The sequence below is a fragment of the Paenibacillus sp. Y301 genome (genome assembly GCF_059445505.1).
In genome coordinates, this window is sequence record NZ_JCAIUL010000011.1 from 128,474 (window position 1) to 152,021 (window position 23,548).

A 23,548-nucleotide genomic window follows, 5' to 3' on the forward strand; every position below is an offset into this window, starting at 1 on the left:
TTTGGAGGAGGATTACCCCAATGAAACCCTTCGGATGGGGATTAAAGATCGCTGTAGGTGCTATGGTAATTGGTTTATTCCTATCTTCAGCTAACCTAGAGCAGACGATAAGCGCTGAGTCCCAGACCCAGGCAGTTACGCAGGAAAAGGTCACTAAGAAAAATAGCCTACCTAAAGGGTTTGTATATCTAGATGAGATGATTCCTTCTGCGCACTATGATATCAGATATTATGGGGATTATAATTTTGTAGGAAAACGAATTGATGGCTATAAGGCTCCGCTTGCGATTATGTCGCTAAAAGGGGCTACGGCATTAAAAAAAGTAAGCGATGAGTTGAACAAAAAGGGATATCTCCTCATCATATACGATGCATATCGACCTCAAAAAGGGGTAGATCACTTTATCAGATGGTCAAAAGATGTAAAGGATATCAAGATGAAGAAGGAATTCTATCCGTTGCTGGATAAGCGTAACTTATTCAAGCTTGGGTTCATATCGACTAAATCAGGACATACAAGAGGCAGTACCGTTGATCTGTCTCTTGTCCACAAATCTACGGGGGAAGTTGTAGACATGGGCAGTGACTTTGATTTCTTTGGAGAAGTTTCTAATCATGGAACGAAGCTTATAACCAAACAGCAGACAGGGAATCGAAATCTGCTTAAGAATACGATGGTGAAGTATGGATTTAAACCTTATAGCAAGGAATGGTGGCATTACAGCCTAGTTAATGAACCATATCCGAAACAATATTTCAATTTCAATGTGGAGTAAAGTAGGGGTGTGAAACATGAGAAAGCTATTGGTTGCAGATGATGACCCGAATATTCGTATGTTATTGAAACATGTATTAACAAGAAAAGGGTATCTAGTGATTGAAGCGAATGATGGGGAAGATGCCATTCATAAATTAAAGGATGTTACCGTTGATTTGGCGATTGTGGATGTCATGATGCCGAATATGGATGGTCTAGATTTATGCCAATATATTCGTGAAACCTATGATATACCTATCATATTACTGACAGCACGTCAGCAGCTCAGTGATAAGGAACAAGGATATTTAAGAGGCACCGATGATTATGTCACGAAACCTTTTGAGCCAGAAGAATTATTATTTCGTATTCATGCCTTATTCCGGCGTTATTCCATTGCTTCTGATGAGAAGATACGATTAAACCGTCTAATCATAGACCGTAAGAATTATGAAGTCACGGATGGGCAACAAACACTACTATTGCCTGTAAAAGAATTCGAGTTACTGGCACAGTTAGCTCAATATCCTGGACGGTTGTTCTCTCGTAGTGAATTGATCGAACTGGTATGGGGAATCGACTATGAAGGAGACGAACGGACAGTGGACGTGCACATTAAGCGGCTCCGTGAGAGGTTCTCAGATTATCAAGATGATTTCTTGATTCGAACCGTTAGAGGAATAGGGTATAAGGTGGAGGTAATGACCTAATGAAATCACTATATATACGCATATGCCTTATTTTTTGTTCTGTCATTATCGTAAGTAGTGTATTAGGCTTTCTAATGTCTAATATGTACTATCATATCAAGCTGAAGCCTGTTAATGATTCGAAACTGACTGAAATGGCGCTTCAACTCCAACAATTTAACGAACTACATCCGGAATCGGTAGATGACTATTTACAAAGCGTAGCTACTCTGGGTTATAAGATTTATTTAAGTAACGGTGAAGGGGACGGGCGATTTTTTGGACATCCATTTCGTGAATTGGATCTAGAAAAGGGACAATTACAAAAGGTATTGGACGGGGAAGTGTATCATGGTGTCGCTAATTTCCCCAATAAAGCGTTCGTGACAGGTTTCTTTGATAATCAATTACGAAATAGTATAGGTGTTCCACTTCAAATAAAAGATCAATCTTACGCGTTATTCTTGCGTCCAGATGCTGAAGTGCAATTTGGCGAACTGCGTGTTTTTTTCGCGATGATTATCGGGTTAATTCTTCTGTTCTGCCTAGGTTTTGTGATGATTACTGCACTACATATCGTCAGACCGATAACAAGACTGACGGACGCCACCAAGAAGATTGTTAAAGGAAGATATGATATTAAGCTGAACACGTGGCGCCGTGACGAAATTGGGCAACTGGCTTCTAATTTCATGACTATGAGTAAAGAATTGGAACGGACGAACCGATCTAGACAGGAATTCGTTGCCAATGTATCCCATGAGATTGAATCGCCGCTGACCTCCATTCAAGGATTTGCAAATTCACTTAAAGAGCCATCATTAACGGAACATCAGCGGGATCATTACCTATCCATAATTGAAGAAGAATGTCGCCGCCTATCCTTACTAAGTAAGCAATTGCTTACGTTATCTTCGCTTGATTATGATGACAATGCTTTAATAGTGAAACCGTTCGATCTGCGCACTCAATTACGCCAAGTGATTCAAATCATGGAGTGGAAATTGACGGAGAAACAAATAGCACTCCGTCTAAACCTACCGGATATCACGATTCATGGGGATGTAAACTTGCTACATCAGGTATGGATGAATCTGATCTCGAATGCCATTAAATATACTTCTGAAGGCGGGACGGTTAATATATCTGCAAATATTGAGGGTGGATTCTGTATGATTACTGTATCTGATACGGGCCAAGGTATTTTAGAGGATGAATTGCCCATGATATTTGATAGATTCTATAAGGTTGATCGAGCACGTACTCGCGAGACGCTTAGTAACGGCCTTGGGTTGTCGATTGCTCAGAAGATTGTTCATTCACATAAAGGCTCCATAGAAGTCACAAGTAAACTAGGTGAAGGAACGACATTCACGATTCTGTTACCTTATTTGTAATTTGTTATTCATACTCCGTTCACACTCACCTTCTAAACTGAGTCTATACAGATTAGAAGGGGTGATTATATGTACTTATCATTAAGAGAGCTTCGCCATTCAAAAGCCCGATATGCATTGATTATGGTTATTATGTTATTGGTGTCTTTCCTTGTCTTGTTTGTAACTGGCTTAGCGAAAGGGTTGGCCTATGCTAACACATCTGCAATTGAGAATATGTCAGCTAATCATTATGTTGTTCAAGGGGATGCTGATCATAAATTTAGACGCTCTCAGTTGACCGAATCGAATCTACAAGATGTTCGTTCGATTGTAGGGAAGGATCATGCTACGCCATTAAGTATTCAGATGAGCACAGTTACAGCGATCGACCACGATGCAAAGGTTGATGCCACATTTTTTGCTGTCGATATGACGAGTCAACTTGCTCCATCCGTCGTTGAAGGGACTGCCATTACCAATGAAACCCAAGGTAGTGTGATCGTCGATCGAAAACTTGAAGAATCGGGGATTAAGATCGGAAGTACCATCTCCGATCAGCAGACAGGCATGACTTGGACCGTTGCAGGTTATGTTGAGGATAACTCCTATAGTCACACACCCGTAATATATATGAACAATCAGGAATGGATGGAAATGAACCATCAGGTAGGATCAGCAGTTGAGAACACAGTATTTAACGTGATTGCACTTCATGTCTCTGAAGATCAAGCAACGCTATTACAGAGTAAGCTTGATAATATGGATGTAATTACACAAAAAGAAGCCATCTCTAGTATTCCTGGTTATGCGGAGGAACAGGGATCATTACTCATGATGACGGTGTTCCTATTCTTAATTTCTGGGGTTGTTCTTGCTGTTTTCTTCTATGTCATCACGATTCAAAAGACAAGTCAATTTGGGATTCTGAAAGCGATGGGTACGAAAACATCGTACCTTGCACGTAGTGTTGTTGGGCAAGTATTGATTCTATCTGTGGGAAGTCTAGTTATAAGTCTTGTACTCACCGTTGGTATGTCCATGGTCCTTCCAGAGTCTATGCCGTTCCGTTTAAACACATCTACAATGACCTTAACGAGTTGCTTATTTGTAGGGATGTCTGTGATCGGATCACTTATTTCCGTAATCAAGGTAGCAAAAGTTGATGCGTTAGAAGCGATTGGGAGGGTTGGAGCATGACAGCTAAATTGATCATGACAAATGTAACGAAGTCCTACGGTGATGGTGATTCAACGCTATCCGTTCTGAACAGATTGAATTTACAGGTGAACGAAGGGGAATTCTTAGCTATTCTTGGTCCATCCGGTTCTGGTAAAAGCACATTCCTATCAACCGCTGGAGCACTTCTAACACCGACGAGTGGAGAAGTCATCATTAATGGAGAATCACTTGCTGATAAAGATACAGCACAACTGGCTGATTTCCGCTTGCATAATATCGGGTTCATGTTTCAGAATGCGCAGTTAATTCCTTATATTAAAGTGGAAGAACAATTACTATATGTGGCTAAAATTGCGAAATTAAGTTCAAGTGAAGCTAAGCAACGCTCATCCTATTTACTGAAGCGACTAGGCATCTGGGAACGACGTAATCATTACCCAGAGAAGTTATCGGGCGGTGAGAAGCAACGTGTAGCCATTGCGAGAGCTTGGATGAATAATCCTGCTATATTATTTGCAGACGAGCCCACAGCTAGCCTAGACTTCAAACGCGGCAAGGAAGTCGTTCAAATGTTAGCTGAAGAAGTGAAGAACGAAGGTAAAGCGGCAGTTATGGTTACACATGATGAGCGGATGCTAGAGTGGTGTGATCGTGTACTTTATTTGCAGGATGGTATTCTAGTAAAGAAATAAAGAATAGTATATTGGAGTACAACCATATAGAATAATTATAAGAAGATTATATATATGGAGGTATTTCTTATGAAAAATACTGTATTATTAGTAGTTGATGTTCAAACGGCACTTGTAGAGGAACATCCGTATAATGAAAACACCGTGGTTGCTAACATAAAAAATATAATCTCTACTTGCAGAGTACAAGGTATCGAAGTGGTTTATGTTCGTCATGATGGCGGTGTGGGTGATGAATTGGAACGAAACACGGTAGGGTGGAGTATTTATGAAGATATTTCACCTATGGATAACGAAAAAGTGTTTGATAAGCAATATAATAGTGCGTTTAGAAATACCGGATTAAAAGAATATCTAGAACGTAAAGATATTCAAAACATCATCCTTGTAGGCATGCAGACGGAGTATTGTATTGATGCTACTTGCAAGGTTGCTTTTGAATACGGCTACCATGTTATTATCCCGGAAGATACTACGACTACCTATGATAATCCAGTATTATCTGGTAAAGCATTGTCTGATTACTATACACAACAAATTTGGAATCATCGTTATGCAAAAGTGGTATCCATCGAGCAATTAAATGAAGATTTATTGGTGTGATTACATTTAAGGATAGAGGAGATGACTAATTGATTACCCTAACGATTGAACAGCGTATAGCTCAGATGGAGAAGGAAGAACAAGAACTCCAATTCACGTCATTTACTAATGAAACGGCATTACAACTAGGACTCGTAATCGTGGAGGAAGCAAGACAAACTGCGAAACGTATAACCGTAGACATTACGCGGGATGGGCAACGATTATTTCTGCATGCTATGGAAGGAACCGTTGCTGAGAATGAAGATTGGATACGGAGAAAGAATAATGTAGTGAACCACTTTGGTTCCAGTTCATGGCATGTGGCGCTCCGATTACAAAACGAAGGAACGACGTTAGAAGAACATTATGGTTTGCCTTTTGTAGATTATGTGGGCGCTGGTGGAGGGTTCCCTCTTGTTATTCAGGATGAAGGTCGGATAGGTACGATTACGGTCTCAGGACTACCTGATCAAGAAGATCACGATCTATTGATCTCCGCATTACGTCGATATTTATCTCTTTAGATGAGTATGGATTACTTGGTTAAGGATTATTATGATCGAAATATGGACCTCTTGCCGATGAATGGCTACCATGTTACGATGGATAAGTATGGTTAATCATAAATTATAAGAAGCAGAGGTGACTTGTTCAATGAATGATGGATTAGCGAAAGCTCTTAATACACAGATGAATTTTGAATTTTATTCAGCACATGTCTATCTCGCAATGGCAGCATATTGCTCAGGTGAAAGTCTAGATGGATTTGCGAATTTCTTCACGGTACAAGCAGAGGAAGAACGATTCCATGCGATGAAAATTTATAAGTTCCTTAACGATCGTAGACAACGTGCAACTCTTGAAGCATTACCAGAACCAAAGAATGAGTATACTTCCATGCTTGACGTGTTTGAACACGGTTATGCACACGAACAACAGAACACGAAGAAATTCTATGCCCTTGCTGATTTAGCTACAGATGAGCGCGAGCATGCTACAATCTACTTCCTGAAATGGTTCATTGATGAACAGGTCGAAGAAGAGTCCTTATTCGATAGCATCATTCAGAAGTTGAAACGTATTGAAAAAGATAGCAACGCATTCTATATGTTAGATGCAGAATTTGCATCCCGTTCATTTACTCCGCCTGCGGAATAGTGGATCGGCTGGGATATTCCCATTAACCAATCAGATGAGTAGATAGAGGGGAAATGCCTCCTTTTTCTTACTCATCTTTTTTACGTGTAACAGGTAGTAAAGGATGTTTGAAATTCTAAAATCACATAAATTTAGCAATATCCAAGAAAAATCCTTGTTTGAAAGCCGATCTTCGTATAAAATTCTGATAGTGTGTCTACAGATATGAATATGACGTGGAATATATCTAGGATAAAAGGGGAATATCATTGTGACAGAGGAACTGGCGCAGAATGCGGTTGTTACCATAACTGGGATTCCAGCAAACTTGCTGGTGGTGGATCCTCAGAGTTATGAGGACTGTTATGTTTTGAAATCGAATCTATCAGGAAAAATATACCACGTTGAATCCGTTGAAAAAGTGAATGGATATACACCAGAAGAATTGAACGATATGAAGGTCATTGGAGAGCACAATGGGCTTTGTGTATATGAAATGATCCCGTGGTGGAATGAGCTTGTATAATATGAGATATAGAGATGGAGTGTTTGTATGAGTAAAGGAACGGTATGGAATAAAGGGAAACACAATGGCGGACCAGACCGAATTAAAAAAAATGCTACGGATAAAAATCAAAAATCTGTCGAAGCTGTCACACCTGAAAAGATAGACTTCAATAATCCGATTAACCATGTGAAACCGATGAAACGTGATAATAATGCGGTCGTTAGACCAGCACGCGTTGTTCATAAAGATCCAAAGAGTAATAAATAGGGATAACAAACAAGAATAGGACATGGAGTGATGTGTGGAGAATTCCACGGATTGCTCCATGTTCTTTTTCATATTCTGTTACTTACTACATTAGTTAGTTCTAGAACTCTTGAGGATACTCACACCCCATTCCTTTTCTAGGTTGGATTAGATTGACTAATCGCAGAAATGGTTACATATAAATTATGTGCAGCTTGTGTTATAGAGCCTGTTTTGGCGATTTCTACTAAATACTCAGAGATTTGATACTCTTTTTGTCAAGACGGATGTAATGAATGAGATCGATATTATGCATAAGGTTGATGAAACCGTTCAGCAGTATGGTAAACTCGACATCCTTTTTGCTAACGCTGGAATCGCCAATGATGGACCGGCGGATCAGTTGTTATCTGAACATTGGAAAAGAACAATTGATATTAACTTAACCGGTGTGTTCCTTAGTGACAAATATGCCATTAAGCAAATGATGGCTCAAGGTACTGGGGGAGCTAATGTGAACTGTGGTTCCATCCATAGTCATGTGGGAAAAGCGGGCGTTACAGCATATGCTTCAGCAAAAGGCGGCCTTAAATTGTTAACCCAATCCCTAAGCACAAAACCAATGACAAGTTTATCTAATCATGGTTTTTTTCTAAATTAAGCGTCTGACTGGTTTTGTCTGCAAGTATAGTTTTTATCTGAAAGGTAAATCCTATGCTATTGATATACTTGAAACAGGTATATAGATGTTGGCAATTACGTGCCTTAATTCAACGGTTTACACCACTTTTTTATAAAATCATAATAGGAACGGAGAATAATGAAATGGATAATAATATGGAACCTCAAATACCTCAACCTAAGACATATGGTCCATTAGGTAATCTTCCGCTGTTGAACGTAGAACAGCCTATTCAGTCGTTACTTAAACTCTCATATGAATTCGGTCCTATTTTTAGAAATGTTCTACCTGGTGGGAAAAGTAATGTCTATATTTCAAGCGAGGAATTAGTAGCGGAGGTATGTGATGAGTCTCGTTTTGATAAACGGGTATGGACTCCTTTAAAGAATGTCCGAGCTTTTACAGGGGATGGATTGTTCACAAGTGAGACAGATGAACCTAATTGGCACAAGGCTCATAATATTCTGATTCCAAGCTTTAGTCAGAGAGCTATGCAGGGTTACCACAATATGATGGTGGATATTGCGGTGCAACTTGTACAGAAATGGCTGCGCCTAAATCCTGACGAGAACATTAATGTACCAGAAGATATGACCCGTCTAACACTAGATACCATTGGTTTGTGTGGGTTTAATTATCGGTTCAATAGCTTCTATCGAGATCAACCCCATCCATTTATCGTTAGTATGGTGCGGGCGTTGGATGAGGCAATGGCTCAAATTCCGCGATTAGAGATTCAGGATAAGTTGAAGATCATGACGAAACGTCAATACAAAAAAGATATCGATACGCTGAATTCTTTAGTAGATAAGATTATTGCGGAACGAAAAGCTAGCGGAGAACAAGAAGCAGAAGACTTACTATCACGGATGTTAACTAGTAAAGATCCTGACACGGGTGAAGGATTAGATGACGAGAATATTCGCTATCAGATGATTACGTTCTTGATTGCCGGCCACGAGACAACCAGTGGTTTGCTTTCATTTGCAATATATTATCTCTTGAAGAATCCGGATAAGTTGCAAAAAGCGTATGAAGAAGTAGATCGTATTCTAGTAGATCCAACGCCAACCTACAAACAGGTCGTTGATCTGAAATATATACGGATGATTCTAAATGAAGCATTACGTCTATGGCCAACGGCTCCAGCGTTCTCTCTTTATGCTAAGGAAGATACGTTGCTGGGTGGTAAATGGCCAATGAAGAAAGGGGATAGTGTGAACGTCCTTATCCCTAAACTTCATCGTGATACCAAAGCTTGGGGCGATGATGTAGAAGAGTTCCGTCCTGAACGATTTGAGGATCAGAGTAAAGTGCCAATCAATGCCTATAAACCGTTTGGTAACGGGCAACGGGCATGTATCGGACAACAGTTCGCTTTACATGAGGCTGTTCTAGTGCTTGGGATGGTACTTAAACATTTTGAACTCATCGATTATTCGAACTATGAGCTCAAGATCAAGGAAACATTAACGCTGAAACCGGATGACTTTACAATCCATGTTCGTAAACGTGAACAAGCCGCAGTGGTAGATCCATCTTTAAGTATGGCAACAGCTCAAGCTACTGGAGCAGCAACTGAACATAAAACCGATGAGGGATCACAACGCCCTTCCATCATTGGCGTGAATGATAAACCTTTATTAGTCTTATATGGTTCTAATCTAGGTACAGCAGAAAGTATCGCACGTGAATTAGCAGATATCGCTCGATTACATGGCGTGCAATGTGAAGTAGCAACACTGAATTCGCGTATCGGTAAGTTACCAACAGAGGGTGCTGTATTGATTGTCGTTGCTTCGTATAATGGTAAACCTTCTAGCAATGCACGTGAATTCGTGCAGTGGTTGGAACAGACCGAGAATGGTTCACTTCAAGGCGTGAATTATGCTGTGTTTGGATGTGGGGATCGCACTTGGGCTAGTACGTATCAGGATGTGCCTAGATTTATAGATGATCAAATGTCTCTCAAAGGGGCTAATAGGCTCTCTAAACGTGGAGAAGGAGATGCTAACGGAGACTTCGAGATGCACTTAGAACAATGGCGAGAACAGATGTGGGTAGATTTGATGGAAGCTTTTGATCTGACATTTGATCATAAGATGGAGAAAGAGCGTACTTCACTTAATGTTCAGTTCGTCAGTGGTATCGCAGGTGCTCCACTAGCTCAATCATACGACGCTGTTCATGCGACGGTGTTAGATAACCATGAGCTTCAGTCAGAAGATAGCGAACGTCATACACGACATATTGAGGTGAAAATCCCTGAAGGAGTTAGCTATCGAGAAGGAGATCACCTTGGTGTATTACCAAGTAATCGAAGTGTCAACGTCAATCGAATTCTGAAACGTTTCGGATTGAACAAAAGTGATCAAATCATCTTAACGGCAAGTGGACGAAGTGCGGCCCATCTACCATTGGATCGACCTGTTAGTCTTTACGAACTGTTAAGTCATAGTGTGGAAGTACAGGAGCCAGCTTCCAGAGCACAACTACGTGAGCTTGCGTCCTACACAACTTGTCCTCCACATAAGCGTGAGTTAGAAGCGATGACAGAAGAAGTGGCTTATAAGGAACAAATACTGATGAAACGAATCACCATGTTAGATCTTGTTGAGAAGTACGAAGCATGTGAGATTCCATTTGAGCGTTTCTTAGAACTATTGCCACCGCTTAAACCTAGATACTATTCTATTTCGAGCTCACCTATAGTTAACCCGGACATCGCAACAATAACAGTAGGTGTTGTAAAAGATTCGGCATGGAGCGGTAAAGGTGAATACTATGGCGTAGCATCAAATTACTTGGCAGAACGCCAAGTAGGGGAAGAGATTATTATGTTCGTCCGAACACCAGAATCCGGATTCTCACTGCCAGAAGACCCTGCAACACCTATTATAATGGTTGGACCTGGAACGGGAGTTGCCCCATTCCGTGGCTTCTTGCAGACGCGTAGAGCCTTAATGCAAGAAAGGAAGAAATTAGGATCCGCACACCTGTATTTCGGATGTAGGAATAACTGTGACTATATCTACCGCGACGAACTCGAGCAATTTGAGAAAGAAGGCGTGGTGACACTTCATACAGCTTTCTCTCGTACGGAAGGAACTCCTAAAACGTATGTGCAAGACTTAATCAAACAGAATACGACCGAATTGATCGATATTCTGAACCATGGCGGCATGATATATGTATGCGGGGACGGCAGTGAAATGGCTCCGGATGTTGAGCATGCACTACAAGATGCGTATCAATTAGAGAACGGTAAAACAGAAGAAGAATCCAAAGCGTGGTTAGATGAGTTACAAAAAGAGGGTCGATACGCCAAAGATGTATGGTCCCGCGTTTAATAAATAGCGGAATGTAAGAAGAAAAATTAATCATTCCGTGATTGTGATTAAACGTTATTCAGAAAAGAGGGTGTCCCAAAAGTCATGAAAATGGCTTAGGGAACCCTCTTTTTTACGTAAAAAGAAATATTAAATTAAAGTAATGACCACCATAACCCATCCCACCAGAAAAGCAACGCCACCTAGAGGAGTGATCGCACCCAATTTACGTATACCGCTTAAACTTAAGGCATAAAGACTTCCAGAGAATAAGATAACTCCCGCGAAGAGAAACCATCCTGCCATCACGATCAGAGATGAGTTGGATGATTGCGCTGCAAGTAGTCCTAGTAGTAAGAGTCCAAGTGCATGAGCGATGTGATATTGAATACCTGTTTCGTACACTTTCATCATATCCGGGGTTAGTTTCTTCTTTAATGCATGTGCTCCAAATGCTCCTAACGCAACAGCGAGAAACATCAATATACTTCCGAGTAGTAATAAGGTGTTCAACTGTATTCCTCCTATACAAATTGCTATCCACCAGAGTGTATCATTTATAGAGTTGAATAGACTAGCATTAATCGATATTATTTACTCAAGAGTTCAAATAGAAAATTAGCTTAAAGGAGAATGTAATCACAGATGAAACGAGTAATACGAATGATCGTGCAGGTTGGTTTAATCCTTATCATCTTTTTAGGCTTAAATGCTTATCTTGGATGGAATAGCTATGTATTCTTGTCCCATTATATCGCTTCATTGTCCATCGTTTGGTTTTCTATCGTATTCTGTATTATCGTGATCTCGTATTTACTAGGTCGATGGTGGATCAATAATCCCGTAGGTCGCCTACTTAAAGTAGTTGGTTCTTACTATTTTGCCCTAATGGAATTTATGATTATTTTATTTCCGGTTGCAGATATTGCGGCATGGTTATTAAGAAGTGCAGGATATTCTAATCATGTTGTTATTCCTGTTGTTGGATGGACGACCATTGTGGTGTTAGGTATTCTCATGCTCTGGGGAACGTTTAATGCTTGGACGCCCATTCTTCGGACCTATCCTATACCGATTTCGAAAAAAGCGGGTGGACATCGCAAACTAACTATTGCCGTAGCATCCGATATTCATTTGGGGAATATTGTAGGAAACCGCCATCTCAAACGTCTCATCACAGGAATAAATGAAATGAAACCTGACCTGATTCTGTTACCAGGTGATGTTATTGATGACTCCATTGAGCCATTTATTCGCAATAATATGGTGGAAAGTCTGAAACAGTTACAGGCTACTTATGGGGTGTATGCGGTATTGGGTAACCATGAGTATTATGGTGGGCATATTGAACAATATGTCAACGAGATGAAATTAGCAGGAATTCAGGTTCTTCAAGATGAAGTCATTACGATCGATAACGGTTCGATAACGATTGCTGGTCGGAAAGATAAAACAGCTGAGAGCATGGATCCAGCAGGAAGATTAAGTATACAAGAGTTACTTCAGGATTCAGACCCATCGAAACCGATCATTGTGATGGATCATCAACCCTATGGATTTCAAATCGCGGCTGAAGCGGGAACGGATATTCTATTGTGCGGCCATACGCATCGTGGACAATTTGCCCCCAATCACTGGTTGACTCGTCGACTATTTGAGTTAGACTGGGGTTATATGCTTAAGCAGAGTATGCATGTCGTCGTATCCTCAGGATTCGGCACATGGGGACCTCCAATTCGGCTTGCCAGCCGATCTGAGATCATTCGATTAGATGTTGAATTAACGGCAATGACGGATATCTGATGGCATTGGTCGAGATTCCATTTGTTTAGACAATGAAAAAGATTCAAGCTGTAAGCTGCCTCCGGAACTTTAGATGAGGCAGCTTATTAGATGTATATCTTGTTTATTTGGTGATGTAGCTATAGTATATAAGCATGTGCTTATATACTGGTGGATAAAAGGTAAATAAGAATGATCAAAAGAATGGATAGGAGGGAGTACTATGGAGGAACTTTCGAATATTGTAGACAGCTTGAAGCTATTAGGTGATAAAACACGCCTTACGATGTTATCTCTTCTGAAAGAACGGGAATGGTGTGTCTGTGAGTTCGTTGACATTTTTGAAATTTCCCAACCTGCGATAAGCCAACACTTAAGAAAACTTAAGGAGTTAGGGATCGTGAAGGAGAGTAAACGAGGACAATGGGTACACTATTCATTGAATATTGAGGATAAGCCCTATATCCAAGCCGTTCTTGATCAATTACCACATTCAAAGATCATACTATCTCAATTGAACAAGGCGCAGATTGTCGTTGTTTGCGAGTAAGATAATGAACTACAGCAGTTGCAATGATTCATACAACAATGGAGGTTAGGTTAGTGGGTTCTGTAATTCTATCAATTATTATCTTTGTAATCACTTTAATTTTTGTCATTTGGCAACCTAGAAATTTATCGATTGGTTGGTCCGCATGCGGGGGCGCTATTCTAGCATTGCTTGTTGGGGCGGTAAGTCTTGATGATGTTGTGGATGTCACATCTATTGTCTGGAATGCTACTTTAGCTTTTGTGGCTATCATTCTCATTTCTTTAATTCTGGACAAAATAGGATTCTTCGAATGGGCAGCCCTACATATGGCCCGAGCAGCTCGGGGAAATGGGATTCGGATGTTCGTATTGGTTACGATCCTTGGAGCAATCGTTGCTGCATTCTTCGCGAATGATGGTGCAGCCTTAATATTAACTCCGATTGTATTGGCGATGGTACGAGCTCTGCATTTTGATGAGAAAAAAGTATTTCCGTTTATTATAGCTAGTGGTTTTATCGCGGACACAACCTCGCTACCTCTTGTGGTAAGCAACTTAGTTAATATTGTATCCGCAGATTTCTTTGGTATAACATTTATGGAATATGCTGGACATATGATCGTACCGACACTTTTCTCCTTAGTAGCTAGTATCTTGGTGCTCTACTTCTTCTTCCGAAAAAGTATTCCGAGAACCTTTGATGCAACGCAGTTAAGAAACCCATCCGATGCTATCAAGGATAAGAAAATGTTCAAACTTTCGTGGATTGTTCTAGCTTTACTCCTAATAGGTTACTTTGCAAGTGGTCTATTGCATATCCCCGTTTCTGTCATTGCAGGAGTCATTGCGATACTCTTCTTGCTCATGGCTAGCAAAAGTCCATATGTAGTGACGAAAGAAGTTGTTAATGGTGCACCATGGGCGATTGTATTCTTCTCGATCGGGATGTATGTCGTCGTATATGGCTTGAAAAATGCAGGGCTGACTGACTTATTATCCGAAGTCATTCAAGTAGCAGCAGATCAAGGACTATTCGTTGCCACGATGTCTATGGGTTTCATTGCAGCATTCATCTCATCGATCATGAACAACATGCCTACGGTGATGATTGATGCCTTAGCTATAGATGCTACGAGTACAACAGGTGTGATCAAAGAAGCATTGATCTATGCGAACGTTATTGGTTCCGACCTAGGTCCGAAGATTACACCGATTGGTTCGTTAGCAACACTATTGTGGCTCCATGTTCTTACATCGAAAGGTGTGAAAATCTCATGGGGAACGTATTTTAAAACAGGCATGATATTGACGATTCCAACGTTGTTCTTCACATTATTAGGCCTTTATCTGTGGTTAATAATCATCTGATTGATAAGTTATGTAGGTAGCCGAGAAATTCGTGAAGAAATGAAAGAACCACGCCCAAGAAGTCGTGGTTCTTTCTTTCATAATATACGTTATATAAAAATCGGGTAACTGGATTAAAGTAAGAATAATAGTGCAAGGAATCCTAAAGATAGAGCCAATCCAGCTCCATATCCGTAGCCATAACCAGGATAAAAAGCAGATACGGATACTGGTTTAGTTCTGCCTTTAGATATAGATTTTGTTTTGGAAATGGACTTCATTTTGGATTTCATTGGTGCGCTACATACGTATGCACTTTGATTACAATTTCCATTAAGAATTAAATGACCATCTCTTACATCTGTAATGGTTCCATAATAATAAGTTCCATCACACAACATAGCACACACTTGTTTGCCCATGTGAGGTCGTATTCCTTCTTCAGTCATTGGATTAATGATATACATAATGATGCTCCTCCCTTTATAAACAGAATGGTTTAACGATGTACTCAGGTATAAATTACTTAATCAATCAACATATTATATGGTCAAAGTTACGAATATCTTGGACAAAAGTACTAAGGTATATGAACTATCTTTGTGTGGATTGTTGAAAAGGTAGACTAAAGCACTGGCTACTAACTAAATCTAGGTGTGAAAAATGTACGAGGAAGTTAACACATTATATGAAAATATGAGAACGCATTTGAAAGAATCTCATATATTAGAATATACCTTCCGGAGGGTAATATAGTAAAAGGAGTGATTCAATTGCCTATTCAATTCTTAGATTCACGTACTTCAGAGTTCAGTAATACAAATACAGGTGTTGGCGTACTTCCAACAACACCAACGATACTGTTGGGGGATATCGGCTTACAAGTCGTAGCGGTTATCGGTACACCCAATCAAACAGACGTCCGTGTACTCTTATGGGGAACACTTGGGGTTAATACCGTTGCAGCAAATGAAGTAACGATCACGATTGAGCGAGGTGGTACTGGCGTAAGTGGTTCAGGTACTGTGATCTACATGGCTACGGAAGATTTGTTAACGGGAAATAACCTTATTAACGTTCATGCTGCAGATTTTCAACCGGCAGTGCCTGTAACGGGGGAAATTCGTTATTCTATGTACGCTATCAATTCTGGTACAGGGCCGGCAATTACAATAACAGGGCCAGTAGCTTTTGGTGGACACGCTTCAGCAGGAACAACGCCTTAAATAAGGTAGAATAAGAAATAGCTTTATATAATCTACACCATAAATACCTTCAGGGAACCCTGAAGGTATTTATGGTGTAGTTCGTTTACAGATGAAAGAGAATGAAGCATGACCTCAATGAAGATGTTGTAGGTGGAGATTGATCAATCATGGGTCATTATTAATTCTTTGAATGTTTCTCAGTAGAAGGCGTTTCTTCAAACACCTCTGCGGCTTCCTCAGCGGAGAATTCAGGTTCGAATTTACCGACAAGAGGTAATTTATTTAATTTCGTTGTTTGAACTTCTGCTTTTGTAGGTTCGTTATTCTTTGAGTTGCTCATATAGACACCTCCTTTTCAATTGGGGAAGAACAACCATTAGTTTCCCTGAAAGGTGTAAGGATTATACAAGATCACCCTGTTAGTCTTTATAGGATTCAGCGATCGCATTTGCAGCAACAATGGCATTATACACATCATCCGGTATAACCGGGAAAGGCATATTAATCATCGTGTCATTCTCTGCGCATGACAATTCAGCGACTTGACGCCACTCCGATTCCACAAATTTATCGACACCAAGGTCTTTTAAAGTGAGAGGGAGTTGGACGTCTTTAATGAGTTGAATCACAGTCTCTAATTCTTCCTTAGGAGCATTCTCCAACAAAGTATCATAACATAAGCGAGTTAAGCCAAGTCCCGTAGTAGAAGGTTTCATAAGAACGAGATTATCTCCATTAGATTGGTAACATGCTCGTGCTTCAAAATAAGTTGCTAGAGCATCGCCGATCCCAGCTGCAAAAAAGCGAGATGGAGCAGCCGCTAAGATTTCGATGTCCGCTAGGACAATATCAGGATTCTTAGGTAAGAAGAGATATTCATCAAATGAACCATCTTTTTTATATATAACAGCTAGAGCTGTACATGGGGCATCGGTCGAAGCGATGGTAGGGAAGATAACGACGGGTAACTTTTCATAATAAGCGGTAGCTTTGGCTGTATCTAATGTTTTACCACCACCGATCCCAACGATGATATTAGCACCTAGTTTGCGAACGGATTCACGGTGTCTTTCAATTTCTTCTTTTGTACATTCATAATTAAATTTCTCGAAAGTTACTTTTCCACCGGCAGTTTCAATAGACGAACCCGCTTCCTTTTTGGCACGGTCTAGAATGAATTCATCACAAATAATATAAACGTTATCTCCATAATTTTTGATGTAGTCATTCAATTTGGAAAGTAGGTTACGTCCGGAAAGGAATTTGCTGGGTGAAGTAATTGATTTGACGAATTCGGTCATGGTAAATGCCTCCAATAGTTTAATTAGTCTTTCATTTTCGACATGAGTCGTCTACCTTATAGTATTTACCTAATTATTGATGGAGTATGCTGGTTGGTGACATTGGTGATAGATAATAAGTGATTAGAGTTAGCGTGACAGCGCAGCGCTAAATTAATCGTATCTTTAAACAGAATTCATTTTATGTAGTCACGTTTTCTTTTATTGGAAAAAGGTAATCCTAAATAGGAAAACCCAACCAGATAAAGGAGGACGAATAGGTTATGAAGAAAAATATAGTGTATATCTCGCTTGGAGTGCTAAGTATGGTACTATTAGTCGCTGCTTTCGTGATTCCAGCGGCATTCGCAGATTCCAAAGAGATGCAGGTTAAGACAAATATTATTAATTCTAAAGGTGAAAAGATAGGAACAGCGGTCATTACACAAAAGTCTGAGGGCATTCAGGTGCACCTTGAAGCGAAGAATCTTCCGCCAGGCGTACATGGCATCCATTTTCATGAAATGGGAAAATGTGAGGCACCCGATTTTAAATCAGCGGGAGCGCATTTAAATCCTGATCTTAAAGAGCATGGTTTTAACAATCCAAAAGGCTTCCATGCTGGAGATTTGTTGAATATCGAAGTCAAAGAGGATGGAACCGTAACAGCGGATTTGGAGAGCAAAACGGTAACCTTAACTAAGGGTGCATCCAACTCTCTATTGAAACCAGGTGGAACATCGATAATCATTCATGAGAAAGCGGATGATTATGTAACAGACCCATCAGGTAATTCCGGGGATCGGATCGCTTGTGGAGCCATTCAAGAATAATATGAAATAGGTAGAAACAATCCTGAGGACACCTCCTCAGGATTGTTTTTTTTGCATCCATCGTTCGTTCATTTATCCCAAATGATATGACCCTCATCCAGAACAATCTCATTAAACCCTGCCATATTTCGAGCTTGGTAACCGATAGGTTGGGAACTACCGATCATAATGATATTTTGAGTATCTGTTTGACCTTCTGCTGGAAGGGCAAATACTTTGGTATAGCTATATTCCTCACTAAGCGTTGAATGGATAGCATTGATGAGGTTATCATGACCCGATCTACCAATGAGATTCATAATGATAGAGCCATGGGAATGGAGTCTGTCTGTTGTCACACCTAAGAATTCCTTGGATACGAGTTGGCTTGGTGTGCCCTTATCCGTGAATGCATCGACAATAATCACATCATAATGATCTGTTTCTTCCGCTTCAAGAAGTTGCCGTCCATCACCGATCATCACATTATCTTTGCTATACCCGAAATATCGTCTACTAAGCTCAACCACGTTCATATCAAGCTCAGCTACTTTAAATTGTTTGTCTGAAAAGTAGTTAACTATCGTTCCGATGCCATGACCAATGAGAAATATATCCCTAGACGAGGGATCATTGAACTCCATAAGATGGATAATTGCTCTAGGGTACTCAAATATCACGCGTTCTGGATGATTGAGATCCATGGCACCTTGAATGGCTTCATTAGAGAATTGAAGTACGCGGAAATTCCCTTTCTCACCATATAATTCAGTCGTATCACAGACCTCTATTTCATGATTATCGGTTATTACCTTTTCTAGTAATTGCAAGTCATCGACCTCCTTTAAGATAGTACGGTGGTAAGATTATTGAATATAGTCATAAAGTTAACGATAGATCAACAAGTGATGCCATGCAAGTCTCAAAGGTTGATATTTATTTCAAGCTTCTTTTTTACGACAAGACGCTTAGCAACATCATGGTTTTCAGCGTAATACATATCGTTATCTTGCTCTTATATTCCCAAAAGCGTACATACGTTTATGAAAGTGGTTATAATGTTCTCAATAGGGAGGGTAACTGTTATGGTGAAATGGATCGAAAAGGTGTCTAAGGAACAATGGGAAGCGATTCTATCGAATGATACGTCTTATGATGGTCAATTTTATTATGCTGTGAAGACCACAGGTGTCTTTTGTCGACCGTCCTGTAAATCCAGACCTCCCAAATTAGAAAACATCCAAATATTTCAAACAGCAGATCAAGCATTAGCAGAGCAATTTCGTCCATGTAAAAGATGTAAACCTACAGGTCAACGATTGCCTGATGATGAATGGGTAACGATTGTCACAGATTATATAGACCGTAATTACATGGAGAATCTAACACTAGAACGTCTTGCAGAGATATGTCATGGGAGTCCATACCATTTACATCGAACGTTTAAACGGTTGAAAGAGATAACCCCCGTGGAATACATTCAATTAACTAGAGTCTCGAAGGCTAAGGCGTATTTACTGGAGACAGACAAGTCTATAGCAGATGTGGGACAACTTATTGGAATTCGCAACACATCATATTTCATAACGTTATTTAGAAAAATGACCGGCTTCACTCCTTTGTATTATCGGCAAACTCATTCAAGTGAAAACCATGTGGAGGTACATCGCTGTGATAAAGAAATCTAATGTCATGATTTATTGGACGCTACTTACGTATAAGGAATGGAATATATATATTGCCGCAACCACAACCGGGTTATGTTATGTGGGTTCGCAAAATAAACCTTTTGAAGAGTTGGCCGATTGGGTTCATCGGAAGTTTCCTAGTGCTGAATTACTTCATGATGATGATGATGAGATATTACAAGGTTATAAGAACGAACTGATCGAATATTTAGAAGGCACAAGACGAAACTTCACAGTGCCCTTTGATATGAAAGGAACACCATTCCAGCTTGCAGTATGGAACGCACTCTGTATGATCCCCTGTGGACAGACTCAATCGTATTCAGATATCGCCCATGTCGTTCAAAAGCCAGCCGCTGTTCGTGCCGTCGGTACTGCCATTGGAGCGAATCCAATCCTAATCACTGTACCTTGCCATCGGGTCATTGGGAAGAATGGAACACTTACCGGATACCGTGGTGGGTTAGATATGAAAACCAAGTTACTACTTCTTGAACAACGTATGACAGAACACTGCCAAATAGGAGATGTTGAGTTAACAGATGAGAACAGAATATCTCTATAAAAATCCTAAAACACTTCTCAATAAAGGAACAGGATTTCTTTCTGGATATACCCATTCTTTGAACCCATATACAGGGTGTACCTTTGGTTGCTCCTACTGTTATGTACGTCAAATGCCGGTATCTACTTTCCGTGAAGGGAAGTGGGGGCATTGGGTAGATATTAAACAAGGTGCAGCAGATATTTTCCGTAAAGAGCTTAAGCGTGCCAAATCCAAAGGTGATGTTTCAATATTCATGTCATCGAGTACAGATCCTTACCAACCGATCGAGCACTCTGAAAAGGTGACACGTTCCTTGCTAGAGGTTATGGTTGAAGATCCACCTGAGTTTCTATTTGTGCAAACTCGGAGTCCGCTTGTCCGACGAGATATCGATTTATTATTGCTTCTTAAAGATCATGTTCGAGTAAGTATGACGATCGAAACGGACCGAGAGGATATCCGCAAATATTTCACACCCCATGCACCCCCGATCCAGGCTAGAATTGAAACACTTCGATTGTTAAAAGAAGCAGGTGTACCAACACAAGCAACGATTGCTCCTATGCTACCGAGTACTGAGAATTTCGCAAACTTACTAAGACCCATAGTCGATCGAATCTGTATCGATGATTATTTCATGGGAGATGGTAGCGGGGGTAAACGAAATCGGAGTTTAAAGATAGATTCCTTATATAAAGAATTAGGCATAGAAGAATGGTACGATCCTTCGGTGTATAAGATGGTGTACGATTGTTTCAAGCATGTTTTTTCTGAAGAACAGATATTCATAAGTCAAAAGGGGTTCGAACCCTAATCACCAAAGAAATGAAGGTTAGTATCTATGAGTAAAACCAATGCAATGAGAATTCTAGATAAGAATAAAGTATCCTATGAAATGGTTGAATATAACAACGAAGATGGGCAAATTCATGGTGCAGCGTTGGCAGCACTAATCCATAAACCAGCAGAAATGGTGTTTAAAACGTTACCTATGAAGGAATTGCAACAATGGACCGGATATGTACGCGGAGGTTGTTCTCCTGTAGGTATGAAGAAACGATTTCCGACGTTTATCAATCAAAGTGCATCTCAACTAGACAAGGTGTTAGTCAGTGCTGGGAGAATCGGATTACAGATGGAACTGAATCCACATCAGCTAAAAGAAGTCGTTGCTGCAGAGTTTGTCGATTTAATAAGTTAGAATCACACGTAAAAGATACCGCCCAGGGGGGATCTCATTGCAAAAGGTAATAACGAAAACCTTTGACTATGGGTTAGAAGAAATGGATTACTTAAAAAGTGTAGATGCAAATCTGGGAGCAGCGATGACTAGGTTGGGTAAGATCGAACGCGCCATCATTCCTGATCTATTCACTGCGCTCATTTATGCGATTGTGGCTCAACTTATTTCTGCGAAGGCGGTTCACACAATATGGAACAGAATGCAGGAACAGTTAGGTGAAATATCTCCAAGTAATATCGCTTTGCAGTCCGCTGATGATATTCAAGCATGTGGAATGACCATGAGAAAAGCCATCTCCATACAACAAATTGCTCATGCAATTGCAACGGGAGCCTTACATTTAGAAGACCTACATGATCTATCTGATGCTGAGGTTATTCAGAAACTGATGACCTTAAAGGGTGTAGGTAAATGGACAGCAGAAATGATACTCATTAACTCGATGGAACGACGTAACGTGGTCAGTTGGGGAGATGTGGCCATTCGGCGAGGAATGATGAAGTTATATGGTCTTAACAGCATTTCAAAAGAAGAATTCGAACAATACTGCCATAGATATTCCCCTTATGGTTCAATTGCTTCCATATATTTATGGAACATTTCTTTTGAATAGGATGAGAAATTTTGCTTTAAGGAGGACAACAAATGGACATGACCATTAGAGAACAGCTACTCGAGTTAGCTGAGCAAGAATATCAGAAATTCAGTTCCGCGCTTATTCCGAATATTCATAATGTTATGGGTGTGCGTCTACCAGAGCTACGTAAACTAGCTAAAAGAATAGCTTCAGGAGATTGGCGTAATTATCTAGAACATGCAGAAAGTGATTACTTTGAGGAAGTCATGTTGCAAGGAATGGTCATCGGTTATGTAAAAGCAGATATCGAAGAGATATTGAGGTATGTTACTGCATTCGTACCTAAAATTGATAATTGGTCGGTATGTGATAGTTTCTGTGTAGGTCTCAAATTCACCAAGACAAATAAGAAGGAAGTATGGGATTATCTGCAGCCTTTGTTAACCTCAGATAAAGAATATGAAATCCGATTCGGTGTCGTTATGTTGTTAAATTTCTATATCGAAGAACACTATATAGATCAAGTACTACTAGGGTTAGATAATATCCAACACGACGGGTATTATGTGAAAATGGCTGTCGCATGGGCAATATCCATGTGTTACGTGAAGCAACCTATCCCAACCATGATTTATTTAAAAAATAACTCTCTCGATGATTTCACGTTCAATAAGGCCTTGCAAAAGATTATAGAATCATACCGTGTTGATCAAGATTCTAAAAACATCATTCGTAGTATGAAACGGAAATAACACCGATTGCTAATATGTGTTCCTCCAAAGAGACATTCAATAGTGGATGTCTCTTTTTCTTTTGCGTAGTCCGCATATCGCTAGATTAGACGATTCACGTCTTTACAACCACTTCATAGCCCAATTCTCCACAGCATTGAGCGCTCTTCCTAATTCCGTTCCTTTTCTTGTTAGAGAATATTCGACTCTAATGGGATGTTCCATAAGGACATTTCGATTAATAATCCCTACCTCTTCTAATTTCTTGATGCGTTCATTAAGCATTCGTTTACTTAAATCTGGAATAAATGAATGAATTTCGCTAAACCGTTTTGGTTCCTCCATCAACGTATGAATAATTAGAGTAACCCACTTTTTCTCAAGAATTTGGTAGGCACGTTCGATTTGTTCAGATAGGATTTTGGGATGTATTTCATCACTCATTGTTATTCTCACCTTTCTTTCGTTGGTTATTAATTATACACCGTTTACATTTTATAAGATGACATTTTATTAAGGTAAATAAATCTTTTATTATCAAAGTATAACAAAGAAAGCGCTGTTAAATATAGTTTTTTTGCAAGTTCACATGTTAGACAATTTTATGTTGACTAAAGTA

General features: G+C 39.9%; 29 protein-coding genes and 1 pseudogene. 23 read left to right on the forward strand and 7 right to left on the reverse strand.

Features of this window, described 5'->3' with window-relative positions; genetic code table 11:
• The first annotated feature begins 20 nt into the window (after nt 1-20).
• The 10 genes from AC1D69_RS18530 (at nt 21) to AC1D69_RS18575 (ending at nt 7,193) form a co-directional block, all read left to right on the forward strand.
• Nucleotides 21-776, forward strand: a complete 756-nt coding sequence (locus tag AC1D69_RS18530) for a M15 family metallopeptidase (RefSeq protein ID WP_495457626.1) — start codon at nt 21-23, stop codon at nt 774-776.
• Nucleotides 777-792: 16 nt separating this feature from the next.
• Nucleotides 793-1,467: a response regulator transcription factor gene (locus tag AC1D69_RS18535; RefSeq protein ID WP_495457627.1), complete on the forward strand. Its 675-nt coding sequence runs from the start codon at nt 793-795 to the stop codon at nt 1,465-1,467.
• Complete coding sequence (locus AC1D69_RS18540; RefSeq protein WP_495457628.1) at nt 1,467-2,843, forward strand: sensor histidine kinase; 1,377 nt, start codon at nt 1,467-1,469, stop codon at nt 2,841-2,843. The genes AC1D69_RS18535 and AC1D69_RS18540 overlap by 1 nt, the downstream gene beginning before the upstream one ends.
• A gap of 69 nt (nt 2,844-2,912) precedes the next feature.
• On the forward strand, nt 2,913-4,022 hold the full coding sequence (locus AC1D69_RS18545) for an ABC transporter permease (RefSeq protein ID WP_495457629.1): 1,110 nt from the start codon (nt 2,913-2,915) through the stop codon (nt 4,020-4,022).
• Nucleotides 4,019-4,696, forward strand: coding sequence for an ABC transporter ATP-binding protein (locus tag AC1D69_RS18550; protein ID WP_495457630.1), 678 nt, complete (start codon nt 4,019-4,021; stop codon nt 4,694-4,696). Before AC1D69_RS18545 ends, AC1D69_RS18550 begins: the two co-directional genes overlap by 4 nt.
• Before the next feature lie 69 nt (nt 4,697-4,765).
• A complete protein-coding gene (locus AC1D69_RS18555) occupies nt 4,766-5,299 on the forward strand; it encodes a cysteine hydrolase family protein (RefSeq protein WP_495457631.1) in 534 nt (177 codons plus the stop codon).
• A 29-nt stretch (nt 5,300-5,328) separates the two neighbouring features.
• Nucleotides 5,329-5,805: a heme-degrading domain-containing protein gene (locus AC1D69_RS18560; RefSeq protein ID WP_495457632.1), complete on the forward strand. Its 477-nt coding sequence runs from the start codon at nt 5,329-5,331 to the stop codon at nt 5,803-5,805.
• Between the two features lie 130 nt (nt 5,806-5,935).
• Nucleotides 5,936-6,439: a ferritin gene (locus tag AC1D69_RS18565; RefSeq protein WP_495457633.1), complete on the forward strand. Its 504-nt coding sequence runs from the start codon at nt 5,936-5,938 to the stop codon at nt 6,437-6,439.
• Nucleotides 6,440-6,689: 250 nt separating this feature from the next.
• Nucleotides 6,690-6,944 carry a hypothetical protein gene (locus tag AC1D69_RS18570; protein ID WP_495457634.1) on the forward strand — a complete coding sequence of 85 codons (255 nt, stop codon included), beginning with the start codon at nt 6,690-6,692 and terminating at the stop codon, nt 6,942-6,944.
• Nucleotides 6,945-6,971: 27 nt separating this feature from the next.
• A complete protein-coding gene (locus tag AC1D69_RS18575; RefSeq protein ID WP_495457635.1) occupies nt 6,972-7,193 on the forward strand; it encodes a hypothetical protein in 222 nt (73 codons plus the stop codon).
• Nucleotides 7,194-7,330: 137 nt separating this feature from the next.
• Here the strand turns inward: AC1D69_RS18575 and AC1D69_RS18580 are convergent, their stop codons facing one another.
• Nucleotides 7,331-7,435, reverse strand: coding sequence for a helix-turn-helix domain-containing protein (locus AC1D69_RS18580; protein ID WP_495457672.1), 105 nt, complete (start codon nt 7,433-7,435; stop codon nt 7,331-7,333).
• On the opposite strand from AC1D69_RS18580, the pseudogene AC1D69_RS18585 reads away from it, so the two are divergent.
• Together AC1D69_RS18585 and AC1D69_RS18590 are read left to right on the forward strand one after the other, a co-directional pair.
• A pseudogene (locus AC1D69_RS18585) lies at nt 7,420-7,788 on the forward strand (SDR family NAD(P)-dependent oxidoreductase); the annotation flags it as partial. The gene AC1D69_RS18580 and the pseudogene AC1D69_RS18585 sit on opposite strands and share 16 nt — an antisense overlap.
• Nucleotides 7,789-7,997: 209 nt before the next feature.
• On the forward strand, nt 7,998-11,204 hold the full coding sequence (locus AC1D69_RS18590) for a bifunctional cytochrome P450/NADPH--P450 reductase (protein ID WP_495457636.1): 3,207 nt from the start codon (nt 7,998-8,000) through the stop codon (nt 11,202-11,204).
• A gap of 129 nt (nt 11,205-11,333) precedes the next feature.
• Here the strand turns inward: AC1D69_RS18590 and AC1D69_RS18595 are convergent, their stop codons facing one another.
• Entirely contained in the window at nt 11,334-11,696 is a 363-nt protein-coding gene (locus AC1D69_RS18595) for a DUF423 domain-containing protein (RefSeq protein ID WP_495457637.1), read from the reverse strand.
• Nucleotides 11,697-11,828: 132 nt separating this feature from the next.
• Between AC1D69_RS18595 and AC1D69_RS18600 the strand changes: the two genes are divergently transcribed.
• The 3 genes from AC1D69_RS18600 (at nt 11,829) to AC1D69_RS18610 (ending at nt 14,864) form a co-directional block, all read left to right on the forward strand.
• Nucleotides 11,829-12,986, forward strand: a complete 1,158-nt coding sequence (locus AC1D69_RS18600; protein WP_495457638.1) for a metallophosphoesterase — start codon at nt 11,829-11,831, stop codon at nt 12,984-12,986.
• 202 nt (nt 12,987-13,188) lie between these two features.
• Nucleotides 13,189-13,515 (forward strand): ArsR/SmtB family transcription factor, encoded by a 327-nt coding sequence (locus tag AC1D69_RS18605; protein WP_495457639.1) that lies wholly within the window; start codon nt 13,189-13,191, stop codon nt 13,513-13,515.
• 38 nt (nt 13,516-13,553) lie between these two features.
• Nucleotides 13,554-14,864 (forward strand): arsenic transporter, encoded by a 1,311-nt coding sequence (locus AC1D69_RS18610; protein ID WP_495457640.1) that lies wholly within the window; start codon nt 13,554-13,556, stop codon nt 14,862-14,864.
• A gap of 113 nt (nt 14,865-14,977) precedes the next feature.
• On the opposite strand, the gene AC1D69_RS18615 is transcribed toward AC1D69_RS18610, so the two are convergent.
• Entirely contained in the window at nt 14,978-15,310 is a 333-nt protein-coding gene (locus AC1D69_RS18615) for a hypothetical protein (RefSeq protein ID WP_495457641.1), read from the reverse strand.
• Nucleotides 15,311-15,616: 306 nt separating this feature from the next.
• On the opposite strand from AC1D69_RS18615, the gene AC1D69_RS18620 reads away from it, so the two are divergent.
• On the forward strand, nt 15,617-16,069 hold the full coding sequence (locus tag AC1D69_RS18620; protein WP_495457642.1) for a hypothetical protein: 453 nt from the start codon (nt 15,617-15,619) through the stop codon (nt 16,067-16,069).
• A gap of 160 nt (nt 16,070-16,229) precedes the next feature.
• On the opposite strand, the gene AC1D69_RS18625 is transcribed toward AC1D69_RS18620, so the two are convergent.
• Both AC1D69_RS18625 and AC1D69_RS18630 read right to left on the reverse strand, forming a co-directional pair.
• Nucleotides 16,230-16,391, reverse strand: a complete 162-nt coding sequence (locus AC1D69_RS18625) for a hypothetical protein (RefSeq protein ID WP_495457643.1) — start codon at nt 16,389-16,391, stop codon at nt 16,230-16,232.
• Between the two features lie 79 nt (nt 16,392-16,470).
• Nucleotides 16,471-17,352 carry an iron-containing alcohol dehydrogenase gene (locus AC1D69_RS18630; protein ID WP_495457644.1) on the reverse strand — a complete coding sequence of 294 codons (882 nt, stop codon included), beginning with the start codon at nt 17,350-17,352 and terminating at the stop codon, nt 16,471-16,473.
• Between the two features lie 263 nt (nt 17,353-17,615).
• On the opposite strand from AC1D69_RS18630, the gene AC1D69_RS18635 reads away from it, so the two are divergent.
• Nucleotides 17,616-18,164: a superoxide dismutase family protein gene (locus AC1D69_RS18635; protein WP_495457645.1), complete on the forward strand. Its 549-nt coding sequence runs from the start codon at nt 17,616-17,618 to the stop codon at nt 18,162-18,164.
• Nucleotides 18,165-18,232: 68 nt separating this feature from the next.
• Here AC1D69_RS18635 and AC1D69_RS18640 read toward each other — a convergent pair whose 3' ends face one another.
• The gene (locus tag AC1D69_RS18640; RefSeq protein ID WP_495457646.1) at nt 18,233-18,973 is read right to left on the reverse strand and encodes a spermidine synthase; all 741 of its coding nucleotides are present in this window, start codon (nt 18,971-18,973) and stop codon (nt 18,233-18,235) included.
• A gap of 255 nt (nt 18,974-19,228) precedes the next feature.
• Here AC1D69_RS18640 and AC1D69_RS18645 point away from each other — a divergent pair, with 255 nt between their 5' ends.
• From AC1D69_RS18645 to AC1D69_RS18670, 6 genes are read left to right on the forward strand one after another with little or no spacing between them, the layout of a single operon-like run.
• Nucleotides 19,229-19,831 (forward strand): bifunctional transcriptional activator/DNA repair enzyme AdaA, encoded by a 603-nt coding sequence (locus AC1D69_RS18645; RefSeq protein WP_495457647.1) that lies wholly within the window; start codon nt 19,229-19,231, stop codon nt 19,829-19,831.
• Nucleotides 19,815-20,396, forward strand: a complete 582-nt coding sequence (locus AC1D69_RS18650; protein ID WP_495457648.1) for a methylated-DNA--[protein]-cysteine S-methyltransferase — start codon at nt 19,815-19,817, stop codon at nt 20,394-20,396. Before AC1D69_RS18645 ends, AC1D69_RS18650 begins: the two co-directional genes overlap by 17 nt.
• A complete protein-coding gene (locus AC1D69_RS18655; protein ID WP_495457649.1) occupies nt 20,374-21,192 on the forward strand; it encodes an SPL family radical SAM protein in 819 nt (272 codons plus the stop codon). Before AC1D69_RS18650 ends, AC1D69_RS18655 begins: the two co-directional genes overlap by 23 nt.
• A 27-nt stretch (nt 21,193-21,219) precedes the next feature.
• A complete protein-coding gene (locus tag AC1D69_RS18660; RefSeq protein ID WP_495457650.1) occupies nt 21,220-21,579 on the forward strand; it encodes a YbaK/EbsC family protein in 360 nt (119 codons plus the stop codon).
• A 37-nt stretch (nt 21,580-21,616) separates the two neighbouring features.
• Nucleotides 21,617-22,234 (forward strand): DNA-3-methyladenine glycosylase family protein, encoded by a 618-nt coding sequence (locus AC1D69_RS18665; protein WP_495457651.1) that lies wholly within the window; start codon nt 21,617-21,619, stop codon nt 22,232-22,234.
• Between the two features lie 32 nt (nt 22,235-22,266).
• A complete protein-coding gene (locus AC1D69_RS18670) occupies nt 22,267-22,950 on the forward strand; it encodes a DNA alkylation repair protein (RefSeq protein WP_495457652.1) in 684 nt (227 codons plus the stop codon).
• Between the two features lie 102 nt (nt 22,951-23,052).
• On the opposite strand, the gene AC1D69_RS18675 is transcribed toward AC1D69_RS18670, so the two are convergent.
• Nucleotides 23,053-23,373 (reverse strand): winged helix-turn-helix transcriptional regulator, encoded by a 321-nt coding sequence (locus AC1D69_RS18675; RefSeq protein ID WP_495457653.1) that lies wholly within the window; start codon nt 23,371-23,373, stop codon nt 23,053-23,055.
• Nucleotides 23,374-23,548: the final 175 nt, after the last annotated feature.

Bases quoted from the DNA above. Each gene is read 5' to 3' on its own strand.
- AC1D69_RS18530 (WP_495457626.1), top strand. From the start codon at position 21: ATGAAACCCTTCGGATGGGGATTAAAGATCGCTGTAGGTGCTATGGTA.
- AC1D69_RS18535 (WP_495457627.1), top strand. From the start codon at position 793: ATGAGAAAGCTATTGGTTGCAGATGATGACCCGAATATTCGTATGTTA.
- AC1D69_RS18540 (WP_495457628.1), top strand. From the start codon at position 1,467: ATGAAATCACTATATATACGCATATGCCTTATTTTTTGTTCTGTCATT.
- AC1D69_RS18545 (WP_495457629.1), top strand. From the start codon at position 2,913: ATGTACTTATCATTAAGAGAGCTTCGCCATTCAAAAGCCCGATATGCA.
- AC1D69_RS18550 (WP_495457630.1), top strand. From the start codon at position 4,019: ATGACAGCTAAATTGATCATGACAAATGTAACGAAGTCCTACGGTGAT.
- AC1D69_RS18555 (WP_495457631.1), top strand. From the start codon at position 4,766: ATGAAAAATACTGTATTATTAGTAGTTGATGTTCAAACGGCACTTGTA.
- AC1D69_RS18565 (WP_495457633.1), top strand. From the start codon at position 5,936: ATGAATGATGGATTAGCGAAAGCTCTTAATACACAGATGAATTTTGAA.
- AC1D69_RS18575 (WP_495457635.1), top strand. From the start codon at position 6,972: ATGAGTAAAGGAACGGTATGGAATAAAGGGAAACACAATGGCGGACCA.
- AC1D69_RS18590 (WP_495457636.1), top strand. From the start codon at position 7,998: ATGGATAATAATATGGAACCTCAAATACCTCAACCTAAGACATATGGT.
- AC1D69_RS18600 (WP_495457638.1), top strand. From the start codon at position 11,829: ATGAAACGAGTAATACGAATGATCGTGCAGGTTGGTTTAATCCTTATC.
- AC1D69_RS18605 (WP_495457639.1), top strand. From the start codon at position 13,189: ATGGAGGAACTTTCGAATATTGTAGACAGCTTGAAGCTATTAGGTGAT.
- AC1D69_RS18610 (WP_495457640.1), top strand. From the start codon at position 13,554: ATGGAGGTTAGGTTAGTGGGTTCTGTAATTCTATCAATTATTATCTTT.
- AC1D69_RS18615 (WP_495457641.1), bottom strand. From the start codon at position 15,310: ATGTATATCATTAATCCAATGACTGAAGAAGGAATACGACCTCACATG.
- AC1D69_RS18625 (WP_495457643.1), bottom strand. From the start codon at position 16,391: ATGAGCAACTCAAAGAATAACGAACCTACAAAAGCAGAAGTTCAAACA.
- AC1D69_RS18630 (WP_495457644.1), bottom strand. From the start codon at position 17,352: ATGACCGAATTCGTCAAATCAATTACTTCACCCAGCAAATTCCTTTCC.
- AC1D69_RS18635 (WP_495457645.1), top strand. From the start codon at position 17,616: ATGAAGAAAAATATAGTGTATATCTCGCTTGGAGTGCTAAGTATGGTA.
- AC1D69_RS18645 (WP_495457647.1), top strand. From the start codon at position 19,229: ATGGTGAAATGGATCGAAAAGGTGTCTAAGGAACAATGGGAAGCGATT.
- AC1D69_RS18655 (WP_495457649.1), top strand. From the start codon at position 20,374: ATGAGAACAGAATATCTCTATAAAAATCCTAAAACACTTCTCAATAAA.
- AC1D69_RS18660 (WP_495457650.1), top strand. From the start codon at position 21,220: ATGAGTAAAACCAATGCAATGAGAATTCTAGATAAGAATAAAGTATCC.
- AC1D69_RS18670 (WP_495457652.1), top strand. From the start codon at position 22,267: ATGGACATGACCATTAGAGAACAGCTACTCGAGTTAGCTGAGCAAGAA.
- AC1D69_RS18675 (WP_495457653.1), bottom strand. From the start codon at position 23,373: ATGAGTGATGAAATACATCCCAAAATCCTATCTGAACAAATCGAACGT.